Genomic DNA, 17,021 nt, shown 5'->3' on the forward strand with positions numbered 1-17,021 from the left:
CAGGGTCACCGCCAGCAGTTCACCGAACTGCAAATCGGCGTGATCGCTGCCTGAGGAGAATAGGTCATGGCACAGAAAAAAGGCGGCGGCTCTACGCGCAACGGTCGTGATTCCAAGCCAAAAATGCTCGGCGTCAAGGCTTTCGGTGGTGAACTGATCAGCGCTGGCTCGATCATCGTTCGTCAACGTGGCACCAAGTTCCACGCGGGCAGCAATGTCGGCATTGGCAAAGACCACACTTTGTTTGCCCTGGTTGACGGCCACGTGTCGTTCTCCACCAAAGGTGAACTGAGCAAGCACATGGTCAACGTGACACCGGCTGTTTAAGCCTGTACCGCCCATGGCAGTGAGGAGCCCCGCAAGCCGGGGCTTTTCGCATTTTGGCCCGCTTGTCTTTTGACGGCGGACCCCAAGCTACACTGGAAATCTCATGAAGTTCGTTGACGAAGCCTACATTGACATCGCCGCAGGTGACGGCGGGAACGGCTGCGTCTCGTTCCGCCATGAAAAGTACAAAGAATTTGGCGGCCCCAACGGAGGGGATGGTGGTCGTGGCGGACATGTGTTCGCATTTGCCGACATCAACCTGAACACCTTGGTCGATTACCGCTATTCGCGCCGCCATGAAGCCAAGCGCGGCCAGCACGGTATGGGCTCCGACATGTTCGGCGCTGCGGGTGACGACGTCACCCTCAAAATGCCGGTGGGCACCATCATCACCGACGCCGAAACCGGAGAAGTACTTTATGAATTGCTGGTGCCTGGCGAAACCATCATGATCGCCAAGGGTGGCGATGGCGGCTTTGGCAATATGCGCTTCAAAAGCGCGATCAACCGCGCCCCGCGCCAGAAAACACCAGGCTGGTTGGGTGAGAAAAAAGAGCTGAAACTTGAACTGAAAGTGTTGGCCGATGTGGGTCTGCTGGGCATGCCCAACGCAGGCAAGTCGACTTTCATCGCGGCAGTGTCCAATGCGCGTCCCAAAATTGCCGATTACCCGTTCACTACTTTGCACCCCAACTTGGGCGTGGTCCGTGTGGGCCCCGAGCAAAGCTTTGTGGTCGCGGATGTTCCGGGTTTGATCGAGGGGGCCTCTGAAGGCGCGGGTCTGGGCCATTTGTTTTTGCGGCATTTGCAGCGTACCCGTTTGTTGTTGCATGTGGTGGACTTTGCCCCGTTTGACGAGAACGTCGATCCAGTCCAGCAAGCCAAGGCCATCGTGGCCGAGCTCAAAAAATACGACGCAGGGCTTTACAACAAGCCGCGCTGGCTCGTGCTCAACAAGTTGGACATGGTGCCCGCCGAGGAGCGCGAAGCCCGCGTCAAAGACTTCATCAAGCGCATGCGCTACAAAGGACCAGTTTTCCAGATCTCTGCCTTGACCCGCGAAGGCTGCGAGCCGCTGATCAAAGAGATCTACAAGCACATCCGTGCTCAGCAAATCATCGAGCAAGGGGTGGTGGACATCGATCCCCGCTTCAAGGACCAGGACAAGCCCCAAGAGCCCGATGCCGAGGATCCCCGCTTCAAGCCGCTGCCCTCGGATGCCGGCTGAGAAGGCCCTTTCTATCTCTGATCAGCGCTGTTTCAACGCCAAGACCACATTTCAGCATGACCTCTGCCGCCGTTTCCACCCTTTTGCGTGACGCCCGCCGCATCGTTGTCAAAGTCGGCTCCAGCCTGGTGACCAACGAAGGACGGGGGCTGGACGAGGATGCGATTGGCGAATGGTGTCGCCAAATGGCGTTGCTCAGTGCAGAGGGCAAAGAAGTGGTCATGGTGTCCAGCGGTGCGATCGCCGAAGGCATGAAGCGTTTGGGTTGGACGACCCGCCCGATTGAGGTACCCGCCCTGCAAGCCGCCGCTGCCGTGGGCCAGATGGGCTTGGCGCAGATGTACGAGACCAAGCTGCGCGAAAACGGCATGGGCAGTGCTCAGGTGCTGCTCACCCATGCCGATTTGGCCGATCGTGAACGCTACCTCAATGCCCGTTCCACTTTGCTCACCTTGCTGCAGCACCGCGTGCTGCCCGTGATCAACGAAAACGACACGGTGGTCAACGATGAGATCAAGTTCGGTGACAACGACACCTTAGGGGCCTTGGTCGCTAACTTGATCGAGGCCGATTTGCTGATCATCTTGACCGATCAAAAAGGCCTTTTCACCGCCGATCCCCGCAAAGACCCCTCTGCCACTTTTGTCCACGAAGCCCGCGCTGGCGATGCCGCGCTTGAAGCCATGGCAGGTGGTGCGGGCTCAAGTTTGGGCAAGGGCGGAATGATCACCAAAATTTTGGCGGCCAAGAGGGCAGCAGGTTCAGGCGCCTCTACAGTGATCGCTTGGGGGCGCGAGCCTGATGCTCTGCTGCGCTTGTGTCAAGGCGACAACATGGGGACTTTGTTGGTGGCCCAAACCGCCAAACAGCAGGCCCGTAAACAGTGGATGGCCGATCACCTGCAATTGCGTGGTTCGGTCACCGTCGATGCTGGTGCAGCGCACAAGGTGTTGACAGAGGGCAAGAGTCTGCTGCCCATAGGCATGACGGGCGTGGCGGGAGATTTTTCCCGTGGTGACGTGATCGCCATCAAAGACGAGCAAGGCATCGAGATTGCCAGGGGTTTGGCCAACTACGCCAGTGCCGAGGCCCGTTTGCTATGCCGCAAACCCTCACATGACTATGAGGCTCTGTTGGGCTACTCAGCAGAGCCCGAGATGGTGCACCGGGACAACCTGATCTTGTCCCGTTGACGCAAACCTGGACTCAGCCTTGAGGGTTGGGATCGAAACTGGCGCCAGGCGGCAATTCCATGTGCGTCGGGGGCTGCATGTCCATGACACCGCCTTCCTGTTCCATGCCTTCCCGAGGCCCACGGTTGCCGCTGCGCAAATAACGGTTTTGTCGGTCCTGACGGGGTAAGAAACGCGCCAATTCGGTCAGTGCCATCTCATAAACGCCACGCTTAAACTCCACCACCACATCCAGCGGTACCCAGTAGTCGTTCCAACGCCAAGCGTCAAATTCGGGGTGGTCTGTAGCGCGCAGGTTCAAATGGTGGTCGTGCGTGACCATCTGCAGCAGGTACCAGATTTGTTTCTGGCCCTTGTAAAAGCCGCGAGCATCCCTGCGGATGAAGCGGTCTGGCACCTCATAGCGCAACCAGTCACGGGTTCGGGCCACGATACGCACATGCTCTGGTTGGAGCCCGACTTCTTCGTGCAATTCTCGGAACATGGCCTGTTCAGGACTTTCGCCCCGGTCAATGCCACCCTGCGGAAATTGCCAGCTGTGGGTGCGGATGCGCTTGCCCCAGAAAACCTGGTTTTTCTGGTTGAGCAGAATGATGCCGACGTTCGGCCTAAAGCCTTCACGGTCAAGCATAATCAACCTCAAATTTTTAAATTGTGTCCATTATGCACGCCGTACCGGCGCTGGCTCTTGGATGTTTCCCTGATCCCCCTGCTGAGTTAGCCCGCCGCGATGAAAGCCTCCCAGTTCCTCATTTCTACCCTCAAAGAAGCCCCAGCCGACGCTGAAGTGGTCAGCCACAAGCTGATGACCCGCGCCGGCATGATCAAAAAGCTGGGCGCAGGTATCTACAACTACATGCCCATGGGCTTGCGCGTGATCCGCAAAGTCGAAGCCATCGTTCGCGAAGAAATGAACCGCGCAGGGGCGATTGAGATGACCATGCCCGTGGTGCAGCCGGCCGAGCTGTGGCAGGAAACAGGCCGCTTTGACAAGATGGGCCCCGAGTTGCTGCGCATCAAGGACCGCCATGGCCGTGACTTTGTGATCCAGCCCACCAGCGAGGAGGTGGTAACCGATGTGGTGCGCCAAGAAGTTCGCAGCTACAAACAGTTACCCAAAAATTTCTATCAAATCCAGACCAAGTTCCGCGACGAGCGTCGCCCCCGTTTTGGCCTGATGCGCGGGCGCGAATTCACCATGAAAGATGCCTACAGCTTTGACCGTGACGTGGTCAGCGCCAAGGCCAGCTACCAAGTCATGGCCGGTGCTTACCGTAAAATCTTTGATCGCTTTGGCCTGACTTACCGCGCCGTGGCGGCCGACAGCGGTGCCATCGGGGGCGATTTGAGCGAAGAGTTCCAGGTGATCGCTGCCACCGGCGAAGACGCCATCGTGTATTGCCCCAGCAGCAGCTACGCCGCCAACATCGAAAAGGCCGAAGCTTTAGCGCCCAGCCAGCCCCGCGGCGCGGCTACGCAAGCCTTGACCAAGACCCCCACCCCCGGCAAGAGCACCTGCGAAGACGTGGCTGCTTTGTTGAATATGCCCCTGTCCACCACGGTCAAATCTCTGGTGTTGGCCACAGACACCCTGAATGAGCAGAGCGAGATCGTGAAATCGCAAGTCTGGCTGTTGCTCTTGCGCGGTGACCACGACATGAACGAAGTCAAGGTCGGCAAGCTGCCCGGTATGGAAGGCGGCTTTCGCTTTGCCACTCTGGCCGAGATCGAAGAGCACTTCGGCTGCAAGCCCGGCTACCTCGGCCCCTTGAATCTGAAGAAGCCCGTGCACCTGGTGGCCGACCGGGATGTGGCCGTGATGGTCGACTGGATTTGCGGTGCCAACGAAGAAGATTTCCACATCACTGGCGTCAACTGGGTCCGTGACCTGCCCGAGCCCGCTTTGGTGGCTGACATCCGCAACGTGGTGGCCGGCGATAAATCGCCCGACGGCCAGGGCGAGTTGGCCATTGAGCGAGGCATCGAAGTGGGCCATGTGTTCTATTTGGGCACCAAATACTCGAAGGCGATGAATGCCACATTTTTGGACGAAAACGGCAAGCCCCAGTTTTTGGAGATGGGCTGTTACGGCATTGGCGTGACGCGCCTGCCTGCCGCAGCCATCGAGCAAAACCACGACGAGCGCGGCATCATCTGGCCCGACGCGATTGCGCCTTTCACCGTGGTGGTTTGTCCCATCGGCATGGACCGCAGCGAGGCCGTCAAGCTTGAAGCCGAGCGGATTTACGCCGCCCTGCTGGCCGATGGGGTCGACGTCATCCTGGACGACCGTGGCGAGCGTCCTGGCGCCATGTTTGCCGACTGGGAACTGATCGGCGTGCCGCACCGCATCACGATTGGCGACAAGGGTTTGAAAGACGGTCTGGTCGAGTACCAGCACCGCCGCGACGCCGAATCCAGCAAAGTGGCTGTGGCCGATATTTTGAACCACCTCAAGGGGCGTTTAGCCTCCTGAGCCGCGCGCCCCGGCCCATGACGCGCCCGGTCTTGCCCAGTCGCCGAGCTTGTTTGCTCAGTCTGTGTGGGACTTTGTTGCCCGTTGGGTTGGCAAACGCCGGACGGCAAATTGAAGAGCCTTTGTCGCACGCCGTGCGTTCTGCCCTGAGCGCGGCCGTTGCGGTGGCCGCTCCCCCTGAACCCCTGTTGCCCACCGCTTCTGATCAACAGGCCTATGCGCAGTGGCAAGAGGCCAGCAGTCAGCGTCTGACGCGCTACAAAAAGCACCCCACTGAGCGGCAAGAGTTCTTGCAAACCCTTTGGTATGAAGCCCGTCGAGCAGGGCTGCCGCTGTCGCTGGTGCTGGGCGTTGTGCAGGTCGAAAGCGCATTTCGGAAATACGCCATTTCCAGTGCTGGCGCACGTGGCTACATGCAGGTCATGCCTTTTTGGGCGCGACTGATCGGCGACGGCGACGACAGTCGCCTGTTCCACATGCAGACCAACCTGCGTTTTGGCTGCGTCATCCTGCGCCACTACCTGGACCGCGAACGGGGCGATATTTTCATGGCTTTGGGCCGTTACAACGGTAGCCGTGGGCAGTCGTTTTATCCGCAAAAAGTGACAGCGGCGCAGCGGGCTTGGTTGCACCCCTTGGATTGAGGGCGTAAAAAAGCCACCCGAAGGTGGCTTTGACAGGCTTGAGGCTTCAGCTGAAGCAACCCATCAGGCCTGGCCGTTGATGACCTGCTGCAGTTCACCCGATTCGTACATTTCCATCATGATGTCCGATCCGCCAATGAACTCGCCCTTGACATAGAGCTGAGGGATGGTGGGCCAGTTGCTGTATTCCTTGATGCCTTGGCGGATTTCGGCGTCATCCAGCACATTCACGGTCTTGACGGTTTTGGGGTCCACGCCGCAAGCCTTCAGCAGTTGTATCGCACGGCCCGAAAATCCGCACATGGGAAAGCTGGCGTTGCCTTTCATGAACAGGGTGATGTCGTTGCCTTTGACGAGTTCGTCGATGCGTTGTTGGGTGTCGCTCATGGTATTTCTCCAAATGGTGCCGTTTTTCGGTAGGATAGATTATCTCTCTGATTGATAACCTGCAAGCTTGTAAGGGTCGGGGTCACGCCAGTCACCGTTTTTGCCGAGAGCGAGTCTTCGGTCCAAATGCGGTTTGGGACTCGGCCCAAACTACGAAAGAACAGACAAGGCACATGATTGACCACCTCGACCACCTGGTGTTGACGACTTTCAGCGAAGACGCGTGCGTCGACTTTTACACCCGTGTCATGGGCATGACGCTCGAGAGCTTTGTGGGCGGTACCCCGCCCGTGACCCGCAAGGCGTTCAAGTTTGGGAACCAAAAAATCAACCTCCACGTGCGCGGCAAGGAGCTGGAACCCAAGGCCCATCTGCCTGTACCCGGCGCGCTGGACCTGTGTTTCATCGCTTCCGAGCCGCTAGACAAGGTGATCGCCCGCTTGCACGCAAACCACTGGCCCATTGTGGAAGGACCGGTCATGCGCACGGGTGCCACGCAAAAAATCAGGTCCGTCTATGTCCGCGACCCAGACCTGAACCTGATCGAAATTTCAGAGCTGGCCTGAGCCGGTGTGCTGAAAGGGTCTCAGTCGGCGTACACGCCCGCAGAGCGGATCACCGGACCCCATTTACCGATTTCAGATTGCAGCCAGCTGCGCAGACCTTCGGATGACTGCTTGGATTCCGGCACGATCTCGGCACCCAGATCGGCCATGCGAGCCGCAAACGCTGGATCCTTCAAACTGGCGCGGATGGCAGAACCCACCTTGTCGATCACAGCAGCGGGCGTGCCTTTGGGGGCGTACACGCCGTGCCAGACGATGACCTCAAAATCCTTCAGTCCGCCTTCATTGAGCGTGGGCGCATCGGGCAAGGCGCGTATGCGCTGTTTGGTGGTCACGCCATACATGCGCACGGTGCCCGCCTTGATGTGCTGTGTGGTTTGGGTGGTTTGGTCACACAGCAGGTCGACCTGTCCACCCAGCAAGGCGTTCATGGCAGGGGCTGTACCCGAAAACGGCACCGTGGTCAGGTCCACACCCAGCGCCTGCTGAAACAACATGCCGCACAAATGAGAGACCGCACCCAAGCCCGCATTGGCCAGGTTGATGCTTTTGGCGTTGGCTCTGACATAGGCGCCGAGCTCTTGCATGTTCTTGGCTGGCAGGTCTTTGCGGCCGAGCATGGTCATGGGCACGTCCACCACCTGGCTGACGTACTCGAAGTCGGTCATGGGGTTGTAGGCCAATTTGCGGTACAACGCAGGCGCGGTCGACATGCCGTTGTGGTGGATCAGGAAGGTGTAGCCGTCGGGGGTGGCCTTGGCCACGTAGCCAGCGGCCAGTGTGCCACCAGCGCCCACCCTGTTCTCGACCACCACGGTTTGGCCCAGTGTTTTGCTCATGTTGGCCGCCAGAGTCCGCGCCACGATGTCGGTGGGGCCACCCGCCGCAAAAGGCACCACCAGGCTGATGGGTTTGCTGGGGTAAGTTTGCGCAGCAGCCAAGCCGCAAGCGAGCACGCAGCTGGCAGTGACAAGCGTTTTGATGAGTTTGAAAGGCATGAAGTTCATGGTGTTTTTCCTGTAGCTGTGGATAACCTGACCCCATATGCTGGGGCAATTGCCACTGTGATGCAACGGGGAGAACACCCATGGGCCGCGAAGTCTGTCGCCTGCGTGCCTGGCAAGCCTAAAGCTCAGGCAGACCCAAGGTTCAGGTGCAGTGGGGCAGCTGCGCGCCGGTGCAGCGCTCGATTCCGCCCAGATCTTGGCGTGACTGCACCTCCTCGAAACCGGCGCTGCGCAGCAGGGCCTGAACCGGGGCCGCCTGGTCCCAGCCGTGTTCCAACAGCAGCCAGCCGCCCGGGGCCAGTCGGCTGGGGGCTTGGGAAATGATCTGGCGGATGTCATCCAGACCATCGGTGCCACTTGTCAGGGCGCGCTGGGGCTCATGGGCCAGGGCGGCCAGGTGCGGGTCGCCTTCGGCCACATAGGGCGGGTTAGAGACAATCAAGTCAAACGGGCCCGGCACCGCGTCCATCCAGTGGCTGAGCACGCACTTCACGGGCAAGTTCAAGCGTTGGGCGTTGGCACCTGCCACGGCCAAAGCGTCGGCCATGGCGTCCACCGCCATCACCTGGGCGGCAGGGCACTGGTGCTGCAGGGCCAGTGCGATGGCCCCGCTGCCGGTGCCCAAGTCCAGTACGCGGGCTGTTTGGCCCAAAGGCAGCAATTCAAGCGCCCATTCAACCAGTATTTCCGTGTCGGGGCGCGGGTCCAGCACCCGGGCGTCCACGTGCAGGGTCAGACCAAAAAAATCCTTGCGCCCGGTGATGTAAGCCACGGGCTCACCGCTCAAGCGGCGCTGCAGTGCGGCTTGCCAGACCGCTTCTTGTGCCGGCGTCAGGGCATCGGTGTCATGGGCCAGCAGCCAGGCACGCTCATGAAGCGGGCGGCCTAGGCAGTGCAGCAGAAGCATTTGCGCCTCCACCCGGGCCAAACCCAGGGATTGGGCTTGGCGTAGGCTTTGGTCCACGGTGACAGCGGTGTGCATCAGGTGGTGGCCCCGATTTCCAGCGCGGCCAGCTGTTCGGCGGCTTCGTAGCTTTGCAAAGCGTTGACCACATCCTGCAAGTCGCCTTCCATGATGCTGAGGAGCTTGTACAAAGTCAGGTTGATGCGGTGGTCGGTCAGACGGCCCTGGGGAAAGTTGTAGGTGCGGATGCGATCCGAACGGTCCCCGCTGCCGATCAGGCTTTTGCGCTCTGCAGCGTCTTTGGCGGCGCGTTCAGCCCTGTCTTTTTCTTGGATGCGGGCCGTCAGCACTTTCAGGGCCTGGGCTTTGTTGCTGTGCTGGCTTCGGCCATCCTGGCATTCGGCCACGATGCCGGTGGGCAAGTGGGTGATGCGTACGGCCGAATCGGTTTTGTTGATGTGCTGCCCACCTGCACCGCTGGCACGGTAGGTGTCGATGCGCAATTCAGACGGGTTGATTTTGATGGCCTCGGCCTCGTCGGGTTCGGCCAGTACTGCCACGGTGCAGGCACTGGTGTGGATGCGACCTTGGGTTTCGGTGGCGGGCACGCGTTGTACTCGGTGGCCACCCGATTCGAATTTGAGAGCGCCGTAAACTTGATCGCCCTCGATGCGCACCACGACTTCCTTGTAACCGCCTAGCTCGCTCACCGATTCCGACACGATTTCGCAGCGCCAGCCTTGGCTTTCGGCATAGCGCGTGTACATCCGCAGCAAGTCCCCCGCAAACAGGGCCGACTCGTCACCTCCGGTGCCCGCGCGGATTTCAACAAAGGCTGGCCTTGCGTCGTCTGGGTCTTTGGGCAACAGCATGCGTTGCAGCTCGGCGTCCAAGAGTTGCAGTTCGGCGCTGGCGCTGGCCGATTCTTCTTCGGCCATCTCGCGCATATCTTCATCGGCCAGCATGGTTTGGGCTGCTGCCAGATCGGCGTTGCGCTGCTGAAATCGGGCAAAGCGGGAGGCCACTGCGCTGACCTCGGCATGTTCACGCGAGAGCTTTAAAAACTGCGTCATGTCGGCCATGATGTCTTCGCGCGACAGCAAAAAGTCCAGCTCCGTCAAGCGCAAAGCGTAGCGTTCGAGTTGTTGGATCAAAAAGGGTTTCATGCAGCCAGGATGGGGTTGGAGCTTCAGCGGTGACTCTTGGCATTTGTCTCAGCAGAATCGGCGTTCTGAGGGACTAAAGAATTTGTCGGGGCCCAAGCCCCGCCTTGCAAAGTCAGCCGCTAACGCTCTTTGCGCAGGAAAACCCGCTGCACCGTCTGCATGGTCTGCTCGCGGTTGTCCGGAGCTGCACTGCGCAGTTCAGCCAAAGCGCCGTGCAACATTTTTTGGGTCAGGCCCTTGGATAAGGCCTCCATCACGGCGATCGGATCATCGCCTCGGGCCAGCAACTTGCGGGCACGGGACAGTTCGGCTTCGCGCCAAGCATCAGCTTGGTTTTGCAATTGTTGTATCAGTGGCACGGAACAGCGCTGACCCATCCAGTGCATGAAGCTTTGCACGCCCGCATCGATGATGACCTCGGCTTCGGCGACGGCGGCTTGCCGATGGGCTTGACCCGATTGCACCACGCTGGCCAGATCATCCACGGTGTAAAGGTACACGTCTTCGAGTGACTTGACTTCGGGTTCGATGTCGCGTGGCACGGCCAGGTCGACCATGAACATGGGACGGTATTTGCGTTTTTTCAGGGCCCGCTCGACCGCGCCCAGACCAATCAGGGGCAAGGTACTGGCTGTGCAGCTGATCACAGCGTCATATTCGTGCAAGCGTTCAGGCAAGTCGGCCAAGGGCATGACATCTGCCCCATAGCGGTGGGCCAGCAATTCGGCCCGGTCCAAGCTGCGGTTGGCGATGGTCATGCCTTTGGGCTGTTTGGCTGCAAAGTGAGTAGCCACCAACTCGTTCATCTCGCCAGCGCCAACGAACAGGATGCGTATGTCCTTGAGGTCTTCAAACAACTGGCTGGCCAGTCTTACCGAAGCGGCTGCCATGCTGATGGAGTGTGCCCCGATCTCGGTCGAGCTGCGCACTTCCTTGGCCACGGCAAAGCTGCGCTGAAAAAGTTGGTTCAAGGTGCTGCCCAGAGCACCGGCTTGTTCAGCCGCTCGCACGGCGTCTTTGAGTTGTCCCAAAATCTGGGCCTCGCCCAGCACCATGGAATCCAAGCCACTGGCCACGCGAAAGGCATGGCGGGCGGCTTCATTGCCCTCCAGCAAATAAGTGTGCGCGTGTAATTCGGACGCGCTGACACCACCGGTTTGCGCTAACCATCTCAGGGTATCGTTGGTGGCAGCTTGGTCGGCAGCGCAATAAATTTCGGTTCGGTTGCAGGTCGAAAGAATAGCCGCTTCGGGCTCTTGAGCGATGCGGTTGGCCAAATCACGGCGCAAGCCGTGCAAGGTGGGCACCAGTTTGTCCACGGCAAACGCAAACCGACCACGCAAATCGAGCGGTGCGGTGGTGTGGTTCAAACCGAGAGTCCAGACAGCCATGAAGTGGATTATAGGGATGTTGTGTCAACTTTGCTTGACACAATCACGACATGCCCCCTTGACGTGGCTTTGGAGGCACAATTTGGCCCTCTGAGGCACTTTTCGGGTGCCTGCCTTCTGATAAAAATGAGGTTTTATGACGTTGGGCTTGTTGGTGTTTCACCTGCTGGGCTTTGTTTTGCCTGCTTTGGCCATGGCCGTGTTCATGCCTTGGGCGGGCCGATGGGTGATGGGGTCCAGTTCGAAGTCCATCCGCCACAGGATGTGGGTGCACGCGCTGATTGGCATTGGCGTGCTGGTGTTGGGCCTGTGGCTGCATGGTCAAGACGGCAAGATGAGCACTTACATCGCCTTGGTGTTGGTCGCTGCGACGGTTGAATGGCTCATGCAGCGGGCGTGGATCAACCGTTGAGCTTCATCGGACTTTTCTTTATCAAAATCATTCAAAAAGGACACATCATGTGGTGCTTCAAAAAACGCACTTGGTTCACCATTGGCGGTTTGGGTTTGGCGCTGGCTTTCAGCAGCGCTTGGGCATTTCCAACCAAACCCATTCGGGTGGTGATGGGTTTCCCAGCGGGTGGGCCTTTGGACCAACATGCCCGTTTGTTGACCGACCGCCTGCAGACCCTTCTGGGGCAGCCCGTCTTGGTGGATTACAAAGCGGGCGCTGGTGGTACGGTGGGTGCGCAGGAGGTGATGCGATCAGCCCCCGACGGCCATACCCTCATGCTGGCCAACACCGGCGTGATGGTCATCAACCCGGCGCTTTACACCAAGTTGCCTTACAGCACATTGCGCGATTTTGTGCCAGTGGCCCGCACGGCCATGCAGCCATTGGCCTTGATGGTCAACCCCAAAGTGCCCGTGAATTCGTTGCAGGAATTCGTGACCTACGCCAAGGCCCGTCCTGGCCAGATCAATTACGGTTCGGCTGGCAATGGCGGCAGCAGCCACTTGGTGCCTGAGATGTTCAAGTCGGCCACAGGGCTGTTCATGGTCCACATTCCCTATCGGGGCAGTGCACCGGCTTTTACCGATCTGATGGCGGGACAAGTCCAGTTCATGGCCGAGAGCATTCCCCAAGCAGCCCAGTACCACAAGCAGGGCAAAGTGCGGGCATTGGCAGTGACCAGCCGAGAGCGCAACCCGGCACTGCCCGATATCCCGACCGTGATCGAAACCGGTATCGCGAATTTCGAGGTGGTGGGTTTTTATGGTTTCTTGGCCCCTGCAGGTACGCCTAAAGAGGTGGTCAACAAGCTCAGTGACGCGTTCAAAGCGGTGATGAACCAAACCGACATCCGATCACGCATGGTGGCGCAAGGGGCAGATCCGGCTTTTTTGGGAGCCGATGACTTTGCCAAATTCCTGACCACAGAAATGCCACGGTGGGCGTCAGTCGTGCAAAAGTCGGGCGCCAAGCTCGACTGAGTCAGTTGGGGCTGAACAGGTCCACCCGGTCGGTGATGATGCCATCGGTGCCCAGCGCCAGCAGGTGCTGGGCGGCCCAATCGTCGTTGACGGTGTAGCTCAGGCATCGCATGCCTGCGTTGTGCACGCGGGCCACGGTGGCTGCATCCCACAGGGCGTAGTTGGCGACCACGGCCACGCATTCGAGTTCTTGGGTTTTTTCAAACCATCCGGACCACAGCGTGTCGACCAGCAAGCCACGTGGCTGCTCGGGTGCCGCTGCTTTTGCGGCTGACAGCGCATCGGGTTTGAATGACGTCAACAGTGGCGGCACTACCGCGCCTTGCCACAGTTGGGCGGCCAGACGCGCCACAGCCTCGCCTGTGGCGGACTCGGTGCCAGGGGTGGGCTTGATCTCGATGTTCAGCAGGTGATCGTTGGTGAGGCAAAACCGCGCCAGCGCTTCGAGCGTGGGTAGCGATTCGCCCGCAAAAGTGCGCGAATGCCAGCTGCCTGCGTCCAGCTGCGACAGGGCATGCCAGGGCAGTTCACCGCCGATGCCGTGGGCGTTGGTGGTGCGTTCCAGCGTGGCGTCGTGCATCAAAAAAACCACACCATCGGCGCTGAGCTTGGCGTCGCACTCGAACATGCGGTAGCCATGCGCCGCCCCCAGCCGGAAGGCGGCCAAGGTATTTTCCGGCGCGAGCTTGCCCGCGCCCCGGTGCGCAATCCAGCGCGGGTAAGGCCAAGCGGGGAGGGCGCTCACAGCTGTGGGGTTCATGCGGAGGTGATGCGCTGGCCCGTTTTGGCGTCAAACCAGTGCAGTTTGTCCGCTCGAGGGGTGATGCAAAAGGACTCGCCAGCTGAAGGAGCGGGCAGCGATGCGTCCAGGCGCAGCGTCAGGCTTTCTGTGCCCAAACGGGCGTGCACCAAGCGCTCGGCCCCAAGCAGTTCCACCGTTTCCACGTGCAAAGGCCAGCCGCTGGGCGTGATGTCCATGTGCTCTGGCCGGATGCCCAGAATGCGGTCTGCGGGTGTGTCTGGGGCTTGCTCGAGCAGGTTCATCGGGGGTGAGCCAATGAAACTGGCCACGAAGGTGCTGGCAGGGCGGTTGTAGACCTCTTCAGGCGTGCCGAACTGCTCCATGTGGCCACCGTTCATCACGATCATGCGCTGGGCCAAGGTCATGGCTTCGACTTGGTCGTGCGTCACAAACAGACTGGTGATGCCGAGTTCGCGGTGCAATTTTTGAATTTCGAGCCGCGTCTGGGCGCGCAGTTTGGCATCCAGGTTCGACAGCGGCTCGTCAAACAAAAACACCTGTGGCTGGCGGACGATGGCGCGGCCCATGGCCACGCGCTGGCGCTGGCCGCCCGACAGCTCGCGCGGCTTGCGCTGCAACAGCTGGCTCAATTCGAGGATGCCCGCCGCCTTGTCTACCCGGGCCTTGATGTCGTTCACGGGCACCTTGGCGATTTTCAGGCCATAGGCCATGTTGTCGAACACGCTCATGTGCGGGTACAGCGCGTAGTTCTGGAACACCATGGCGATGTCGCGCTCGGCGGGCTCCAGGTCGTTGACGACACGTTCACCAATGGAGATGGTGCCGCCCGAGATGTCTTCGAGGCCCGCCACCATGCGCAGCAGGGTGGATTTGCCACAGCCGGAGGGGCCGACGATGACCACGAATTCACCGTGCGCGATCTCTGCGCTCAGGTCGTGGATGACGGTGTTGGCTTTGTCGCCCGCGCCGTAGGTTTTGAGGATGTGAGAAAGGGTGATGGAAGCCATGTGTTTTTTTGGGTTATTACTTTTCCGTATCAACCAGTCCTTTGACGAACCATTTTTGCATCAGGATGACGACCAGTGCCGGGGGCAGCATGGCCAAAATGGCCGTGGCCATGACCACGTTCCATTCGGTGTAAGCCTCTCCCGCGATCAGGCGCTTGATGCCCATGACCACGGGGTACATGCTTTCGTTGGTGGTCACCAAGAGGGGCCACAGGTATTGATTCCAGCCATAAATGAACTGGATCACGAACAAGGCGGCGATCGAGGTGCGGGTGAGCGGCAGCAAGATGTCAAAGAAAAAACGCATCGGTCCCGCCCCGTCCATGCGCGCGGCCTCGACCAGCTCGTCGGGCACGGTCAAGAAAAATTGACGGAACAAAAAGGTGGCCGTGGCCGAGGCGATCAGCGGCACCGTCAGGCCCGCGTAGCTGTTGAGCATGCCCAAGTTGGCCACGACTTCGTAAGTGGGGCCAATGCGCACCTCAACGGGCAGCATCAGGGTGACAAAAATCATCCAGAACACCAGATTGCGCAAGGGGAACCGGAAATAAACGATGGCAAAGGCCGACAACAAAGAGATGATGATCTTGCCAATGGCAATCACCAGCGCGCTGATCAGGCTGACCCACATCATGGGCGCTGCCGCTGGGATGCGGCTACCGGCGCTGGTTTCTCCGCCAAAAAGCGCGGTTTTGTAGGTCTCTAGGGCGTGGTTGCCAGGCCACATGGACATGGGCACCGATTGGGCGATTTCGGTGGCGCTTTGGGTTGAGGCGACAAACGTCAGGTACAGCGGGAAGGCCACGATCACCACCCCCAGGATCAGCACCAGGTGGGACAGGACCGTGAGGCCGGGGCGTTTTTCAATCATGGGCGGGCTCAGTACTGGACTTTTTTCTCGACAAAACGGAACTGCACCACCGTCAGCGCCACCACAATCAACATCAGAATCACCGATTGGGCGGCTGAGCCCCCCATGTCCAGCGCCTTGAAGCCGTCGTAATAGACCTTGTAAACGAGGATGGCGGTGTCTTTGCCCGGGCCACCTTGGGTGGTGGCGTCGATGATGCCAAAGGTGTCGAAAAAGGCATACACCACGTTGATGACCAAGAGGAAAAACGTGGTGGGAGAGAGCAATGGAAACACGATGGTCCAAAAGCGGTGCCAAGGACTGGCCCCGTCGATGGCCGCTGCCTCCAACAGTGATTTGGGGATGGACTGCAGTCCTGCCAGAAAGAAAAGGAAATTGTAGGAAATCTGCTTCCACACGGCGGCCACCACGATCAGCGTCATGGCGTGGCCGGAGTCCAACAGGTGGTTCCATTCAATGCCCACCGAGCGCAAATAAAAGGCGATGACCCCCATGGGCGAGGCAAACATGAACAACCACAGCACCCCCGCCACCACCGGGGCCACGGCGTAAGGCCAGATCAGCAGGGTTTTGTAGATGGCCGCGCCTTTGAGCACGCGGTCGGCCATGACGGCCAGCACGAGCGAAATGCTCAAGCCAAAAAAGGCCACCAACACAGAAAACAATGCAGTGGTCTTGAAGGATTCAATGTAGGTGCTGTCAGCAAACAGGCGCTCGAAGTTCTCCATGCCAACAAATTCGGTGCTGAGGCCAAAAGCGTCTTGCGACAACACGCTTTGGTACAAGGCCTGAGCGGCGGGCCAAAAAAAGAACACCAGCACAATGGCCATTTGCGGCGCTATGAGCAGCCAGGGCAACCATCGGGATTGGAATCGAACGCGTTTTTCCATGGAGGCTCAGTTCAGACAAGCTAAAAAGCTGAAAAAGCAGGGACCCCAGGGCCCTGCTTTCAAGACACACGCTGGGCAGCAAGCGGCCCAGGAAAGGTTTACTTGTTGGCTTTCTGGAAGCGCTCCAGTTGCTCGTTGCCTCGCTTGACCGCGGCGTCCAATGCTTCTTTGGGTTCTTTTTTACCGGCCCAGACTTGCTCGAGCTCTTCGTCGTTGATGGTGCGGATCTGAACAAAGTTGCCCAAGCGGATGCCGCGCGACTTTTCAGTGGTCTTGCGGATCATTTGATCAACGGAGACGTCGGTACCCGGGTTTTGCTTGTAGAAACCACTCTTTTCAGTCAACTCAAATGAAGCGGGTGTCAAAGGCAAGTAGCCGGTCCGCTGGTGGCTTCGGGCATCGACCTCGGGCTTGGACAAATGGGCGAAGAACTGGGCCACGCCCTTGTATTCGTCGGCCTTTTTGCCCGACATCACCCACAAGCTGGCACCGCCAATCACCGTGTTCTGCGGGGAACCTGCCACATCGGGGTAGTAAGGCAGTGTGCTGATGCCGCTGGCGAATTTGGCATTGCGTTTGATGTTGCCGTAAAGCGCAGAGGACCCGGTCATCATGGCGCATTCACCAGAAACAAATACCGCATCGGCCGCATTGCCGCGGCCTTTGTAGACGAACAGACCGGTTTTTGCCATGTTGGCCAAGTTCTCGATGTGGCGTACATGAAGCGGGGTGTTGTAGGTCAGGCGGGCGTCAATGCCGCGCATGCC

General features: G+C 59.3%; 19 protein-coding genes. 8 read left to right on the forward strand and 11 right to left on the reverse strand.

Annotated elements, in window-relative coordinates:
• Positions 1 to 66: 66 nt before the first annotated feature.
• From rpmA to proB, 3 genes are all read left to right on the forward strand, one after another.
• Positions 67 to 327: a 50S ribosomal protein L27 gene (rpmA, locus tag Q1M54_RS16120; RefSeq protein WP_019426391.1), complete on the forward strand. Its 261-nt coding sequence runs from the start codon at positions 67 to 69 to the stop codon at positions 325 to 327.
• A 103-nt stretch (positions 328 to 430) separates the two neighbouring features.
• Positions 431 to 1,555: an Obg family GTPase CgtA gene (gene cgtA / locus Q1M54_RS16125; protein ID WP_300559452.1), complete on the forward strand. Its 1,125-nt coding sequence runs from the start codon at positions 431 to 433 to the stop codon at positions 1,553 to 1,555.
• 56 nt (positions 1,556 to 1,611) lie between these two features.
• Complete coding sequence (gene proB / locus Q1M54_RS16130) at positions 1,612 to 2,748, forward strand: glutamate 5-kinase (RefSeq protein WP_300559455.1); 1,137 nt, start codon at positions 1,612 to 1,614, stop codon at positions 2,746 to 2,748.
• 13 nt (positions 2,749 to 2,761) lie between these two features.
• Here the strand turns inward: proB and Q1M54_RS16135 are convergent, their stop codons facing one another.
• Complete coding sequence (locus tag Q1M54_RS16135; protein ID WP_300559458.1) at positions 2,762 to 3,379, reverse strand: RNA pyrophosphohydrolase; 618 nt, start codon at positions 3,377 to 3,379, stop codon at positions 2,762 to 2,764.
• 99 nt (positions 3,380 to 3,478) lie between these two features.
• Here Q1M54_RS16135 and Q1M54_RS16140 point away from each other — a divergent pair, with 99 nt between their 5' ends.
• Positions 3,479 to 5,224, forward strand: coding sequence for a proline--tRNA ligase (locus Q1M54_RS16140; RefSeq protein ID WP_300559462.1), 1,746 nt, complete (start codon positions 3,479 to 3,481; stop codon positions 5,222 to 5,224).
• A gap of 17 nt (positions 5,225 to 5,241) precedes the next feature.
• The gene (locus Q1M54_RS16145; RefSeq protein ID WP_300559465.1) at positions 5,242 to 5,868 is read left to right on the forward strand and encodes a lytic transglycosylase domain-containing protein; all 627 of its coding nucleotides are present in this window, start codon (positions 5,242 to 5,244) and stop codon (positions 5,866 to 5,868) included.
• Between the two features lie 63 nt (positions 5,869 to 5,931).
• Here the strand turns inward: Q1M54_RS16145 and grxD are convergent, their stop codons facing one another.
• Positions 5,932 to 6,255 (reverse strand): Grx4 family monothiol glutaredoxin, encoded by a 324-nt coding sequence (gene grxD, locus Q1M54_RS16150; protein WP_300559468.1) that lies wholly within the window; start codon positions 6,253 to 6,255, stop codon positions 5,932 to 5,934.
• A gap of 173 nt (positions 6,256 to 6,428) precedes the next feature.
• Here grxD and Q1M54_RS16155 point away from each other — a divergent pair, with 173 nt between their 5' ends.
• The gene (locus tag Q1M54_RS16155) at positions 6,429 to 6,821 is read left to right on the forward strand and encodes a VOC family protein (RefSeq protein ID WP_300559471.1); all 393 of its coding nucleotides are present in this window, start codon (positions 6,429 to 6,431) and stop codon (positions 6,819 to 6,821) included.
• Between the two features lie 20 nt (positions 6,822 to 6,841).
• On the opposite strand, the gene Q1M54_RS16160 is transcribed toward Q1M54_RS16155, so the two are convergent.
• From Q1M54_RS16160 to hemA, 4 genes are all read right to left on the reverse strand, one after another.
• Positions 6,842 to 7,819 (reverse strand): tripartite tricarboxylate transporter substrate-binding protein, encoded by a 978-nt coding sequence (locus tag Q1M54_RS16160; protein WP_300559502.1) that lies wholly within the window; start codon positions 7,817 to 7,819, stop codon positions 6,842 to 6,844.
• Positions 7,820 to 7,970: 151 nt separating this feature from the next.
• Positions 7,971 to 8,810, reverse strand: a complete 840-nt coding sequence (gene prmC / locus Q1M54_RS16165) for a peptide chain release factor N(5)-glutamine methyltransferase (RefSeq protein ID WP_300559474.1) — start codon at positions 8,808 to 8,810, stop codon at positions 7,971 to 7,973.
• Positions 8,810 to 9,898, reverse strand: a complete 1,089-nt coding sequence (prfA, locus tag Q1M54_RS16170; RefSeq protein ID WP_300559477.1) for a peptide chain release factor 1 — start codon at positions 9,896 to 9,898, stop codon at positions 8,810 to 8,812. The genes prmC and prfA overlap by 1 nt, the downstream gene beginning before the upstream one ends.
• Before the next feature lie 119 nt (positions 9,899 to 10,017).
• Entirely contained in the window at positions 10,018 to 11,289 is a 1,272-nt protein-coding gene (gene hemA, locus Q1M54_RS16175) for a glutamyl-tRNA reductase (RefSeq protein WP_300559480.1), read from the reverse strand.
• 136 nt (positions 11,290 to 11,425) lie between these two features.
• Here hemA and Q1M54_RS16180 point away from each other — a divergent pair, with 136 nt between their 5' ends.
• A complete protein-coding gene (locus Q1M54_RS16180; RefSeq protein ID WP_300559483.1) occupies positions 11,426 to 11,701 on the forward strand; it encodes a hypothetical protein in 276 nt (91 codons plus the stop codon).
• 47 nt (positions 11,702 to 11,748) lie between these two features.
• Positions 11,749 to 12,723, forward strand: a complete 975-nt coding sequence (locus tag Q1M54_RS16185) for a tripartite tricarboxylate transporter substrate binding protein (RefSeq protein ID WP_300559486.1) — start codon at positions 11,749 to 11,751, stop codon at positions 12,721 to 12,723.
• Position 12,724: 1 nt separating this feature from the next.
• Here the strand turns inward: Q1M54_RS16185 and ugpQ are convergent, their stop codons facing one another.
• The 5 genes from ugpQ to Q1M54_RS16210 all read right to left on the reverse strand — a co-directional run.
• Positions 12,725 to 13,483 (reverse strand): glycerophosphodiester phosphodiesterase, encoded by a 759-nt coding sequence (ugpQ, locus tag Q1M54_RS16190; protein ID WP_300559489.1) that lies wholly within the window; start codon positions 13,481 to 13,483, stop codon positions 12,725 to 12,727.
• Positions 13,480 to 14,493, reverse strand: a complete 1,014-nt coding sequence (gene ugpC / locus Q1M54_RS16195; protein ID WP_300559491.1) for a sn-glycerol-3-phosphate ABC transporter ATP-binding protein UgpC — start codon at positions 14,491 to 14,493, stop codon at positions 13,480 to 13,482. Before ugpC ends, ugpQ begins: the two co-directional genes overlap by 4 nt.
• A 16-nt stretch (positions 14,494 to 14,509) precedes the next feature.
• On the reverse strand, positions 14,510 to 15,364 hold the full coding sequence (ugpE, locus tag Q1M54_RS16200; protein WP_300559494.1) for a sn-glycerol-3-phosphate ABC transporter permease UgpE: 855 nt from the start codon (positions 15,362 to 15,364) through the stop codon (positions 14,510 to 14,512).
• Positions 15,365 to 15,372: 8 nt separating this feature from the next.
• Entirely contained in the window at positions 15,373 to 16,254 is an 882-nt protein-coding gene (ugpA, locus tag Q1M54_RS16205) for a sn-glycerol-3-phosphate ABC transporter permease UgpA (RefSeq protein WP_300559497.1), read from the reverse strand.
• 98 nt (positions 16,255 to 16,352) lie between these two features.
• The coding region (locus Q1M54_RS16210) for an extracellular solute-binding protein (protein ID WP_300559500.1) at positions 16,353 to 17,021 on the reverse strand (669 nt) is incomplete at its 5' end.

Source organism: Limnohabitans sp. Rim8, from assembly GCF_943326455.1.
In the GTDB taxonomy this organism is placed as follows: domain Bacteria; phylum Pseudomonadota; class Gammaproteobacteria; order Burkholderiales; family Burkholderiaceae_C; genus Limnohabitans_A.

Bases quoted from the DNA above. Each gene is read 5' to 3' on its own strand.
- Q1M54_RS16135 (WP_300559458.1), bottom strand. From the start codon at position 3,379: ATGCTTGACCGTGAAGGCTTTAGGCCGAACGTCGGCATCATTCTGCTC.
- Q1M54_RS16155 (WP_300559471.1), top strand. From the start codon at position 6,429: ATGATTGACCACCTCGACCACCTGGTGTTGACGACTTTCAGCGAAGAC.
- ugpC (WP_300559491.1), bottom strand. From the start codon at position 14,493: ATGGCTTCCATCACCCTTTCTCACATCCTCAAAACCTACGGCGCGGGC.
- ugpA (WP_300559497.1), bottom strand. From the start codon at position 16,254: ATGGAAAAACGCGTTCGATTCCAATCCCGATGGTTGCCCTGGCTGCTC.
- Q1M54_RS16145 (WP_300559465.1), top strand. From the start codon at position 5,242: ATGACGCGCCCGGTCTTGCCCAGTCGCCGAGCTTGTTTGCTCAGTCTG.
- Q1M54_RS16185 (WP_300559486.1), top strand. From the start codon at position 11,749: ATGTGGTGCTTCAAAAAACGCACTTGGTTCACCATTGGCGGTTTGGGT.
- hemA (WP_300559480.1), bottom strand. From the start codon at position 11,289: ATGGCTGTCTGGACTCTCGGTTTGAACCACACCACCGCACCGCTCGAT.
- prfA (WP_300559477.1), bottom strand. From the start codon at position 9,898: ATGAAACCCTTTTTGATCCAACAACTCGAACGCTACGCTTTGCGCTTG.
- cgtA (WP_300559452.1), top strand. From the start codon at position 431: ATGAAGTTCGTTGACGAAGCCTACATTGACATCGCCGCAGGTGACGGC.
- ugpE (WP_300559494.1), bottom strand. From the start codon at position 15,364: ATGATTGAAAAACGCCCCGGCCTCACGGTCCTGTCCCACCTGGTGCTG.
- Q1M54_RS16140 (WP_300559462.1), top strand. From the start codon at position 3,479: ATGAAAGCCTCCCAGTTCCTCATTTCTACCCTCAAAGAAGCCCCAGCC.
- Q1M54_RS16180 (WP_300559483.1), top strand. From the start codon at position 11,426: ATGACGTTGGGCTTGTTGGTGTTTCACCTGCTGGGCTTTGTTTTGCCT.
- prmC (WP_300559474.1), bottom strand. From the start codon at position 8,810: ATGCACACCGCTGTCACCGTGGACCAAAGCCTACGCCAAGCCCAATCC.
- ugpQ (WP_300559489.1), bottom strand. From the start codon at position 13,483: ATGAACCCCACAGCTGTGAGCGCCCTCCCCGCTTGGCCTTACCCGCGC.
- Q1M54_RS16160 (WP_300559502.1), bottom strand. From the start codon at position 7,819: ATGCCTTTCAAACTCATCAAAACGCTTGTCACTGCCAGCTGCGTGCTC.
- proB (WP_300559455.1), top strand. From the start codon at position 1,612: ATGACCTCTGCCGCCGTTTCCACCCTTTTGCGTGACGCCCGCCGCATC.
- rpmA (WP_019426391.1), top strand. From the start codon at position 67: ATGGCACAGAAAAAAGGCGGCGGCTCTACGCGCAACGGTCGTGATTCC.
- grxD (WP_300559468.1), bottom strand. From the start codon at position 6,255: ATGAGCGACACCCAACAACGCATCGACGAACTCGTCAAAGGCAACGAC.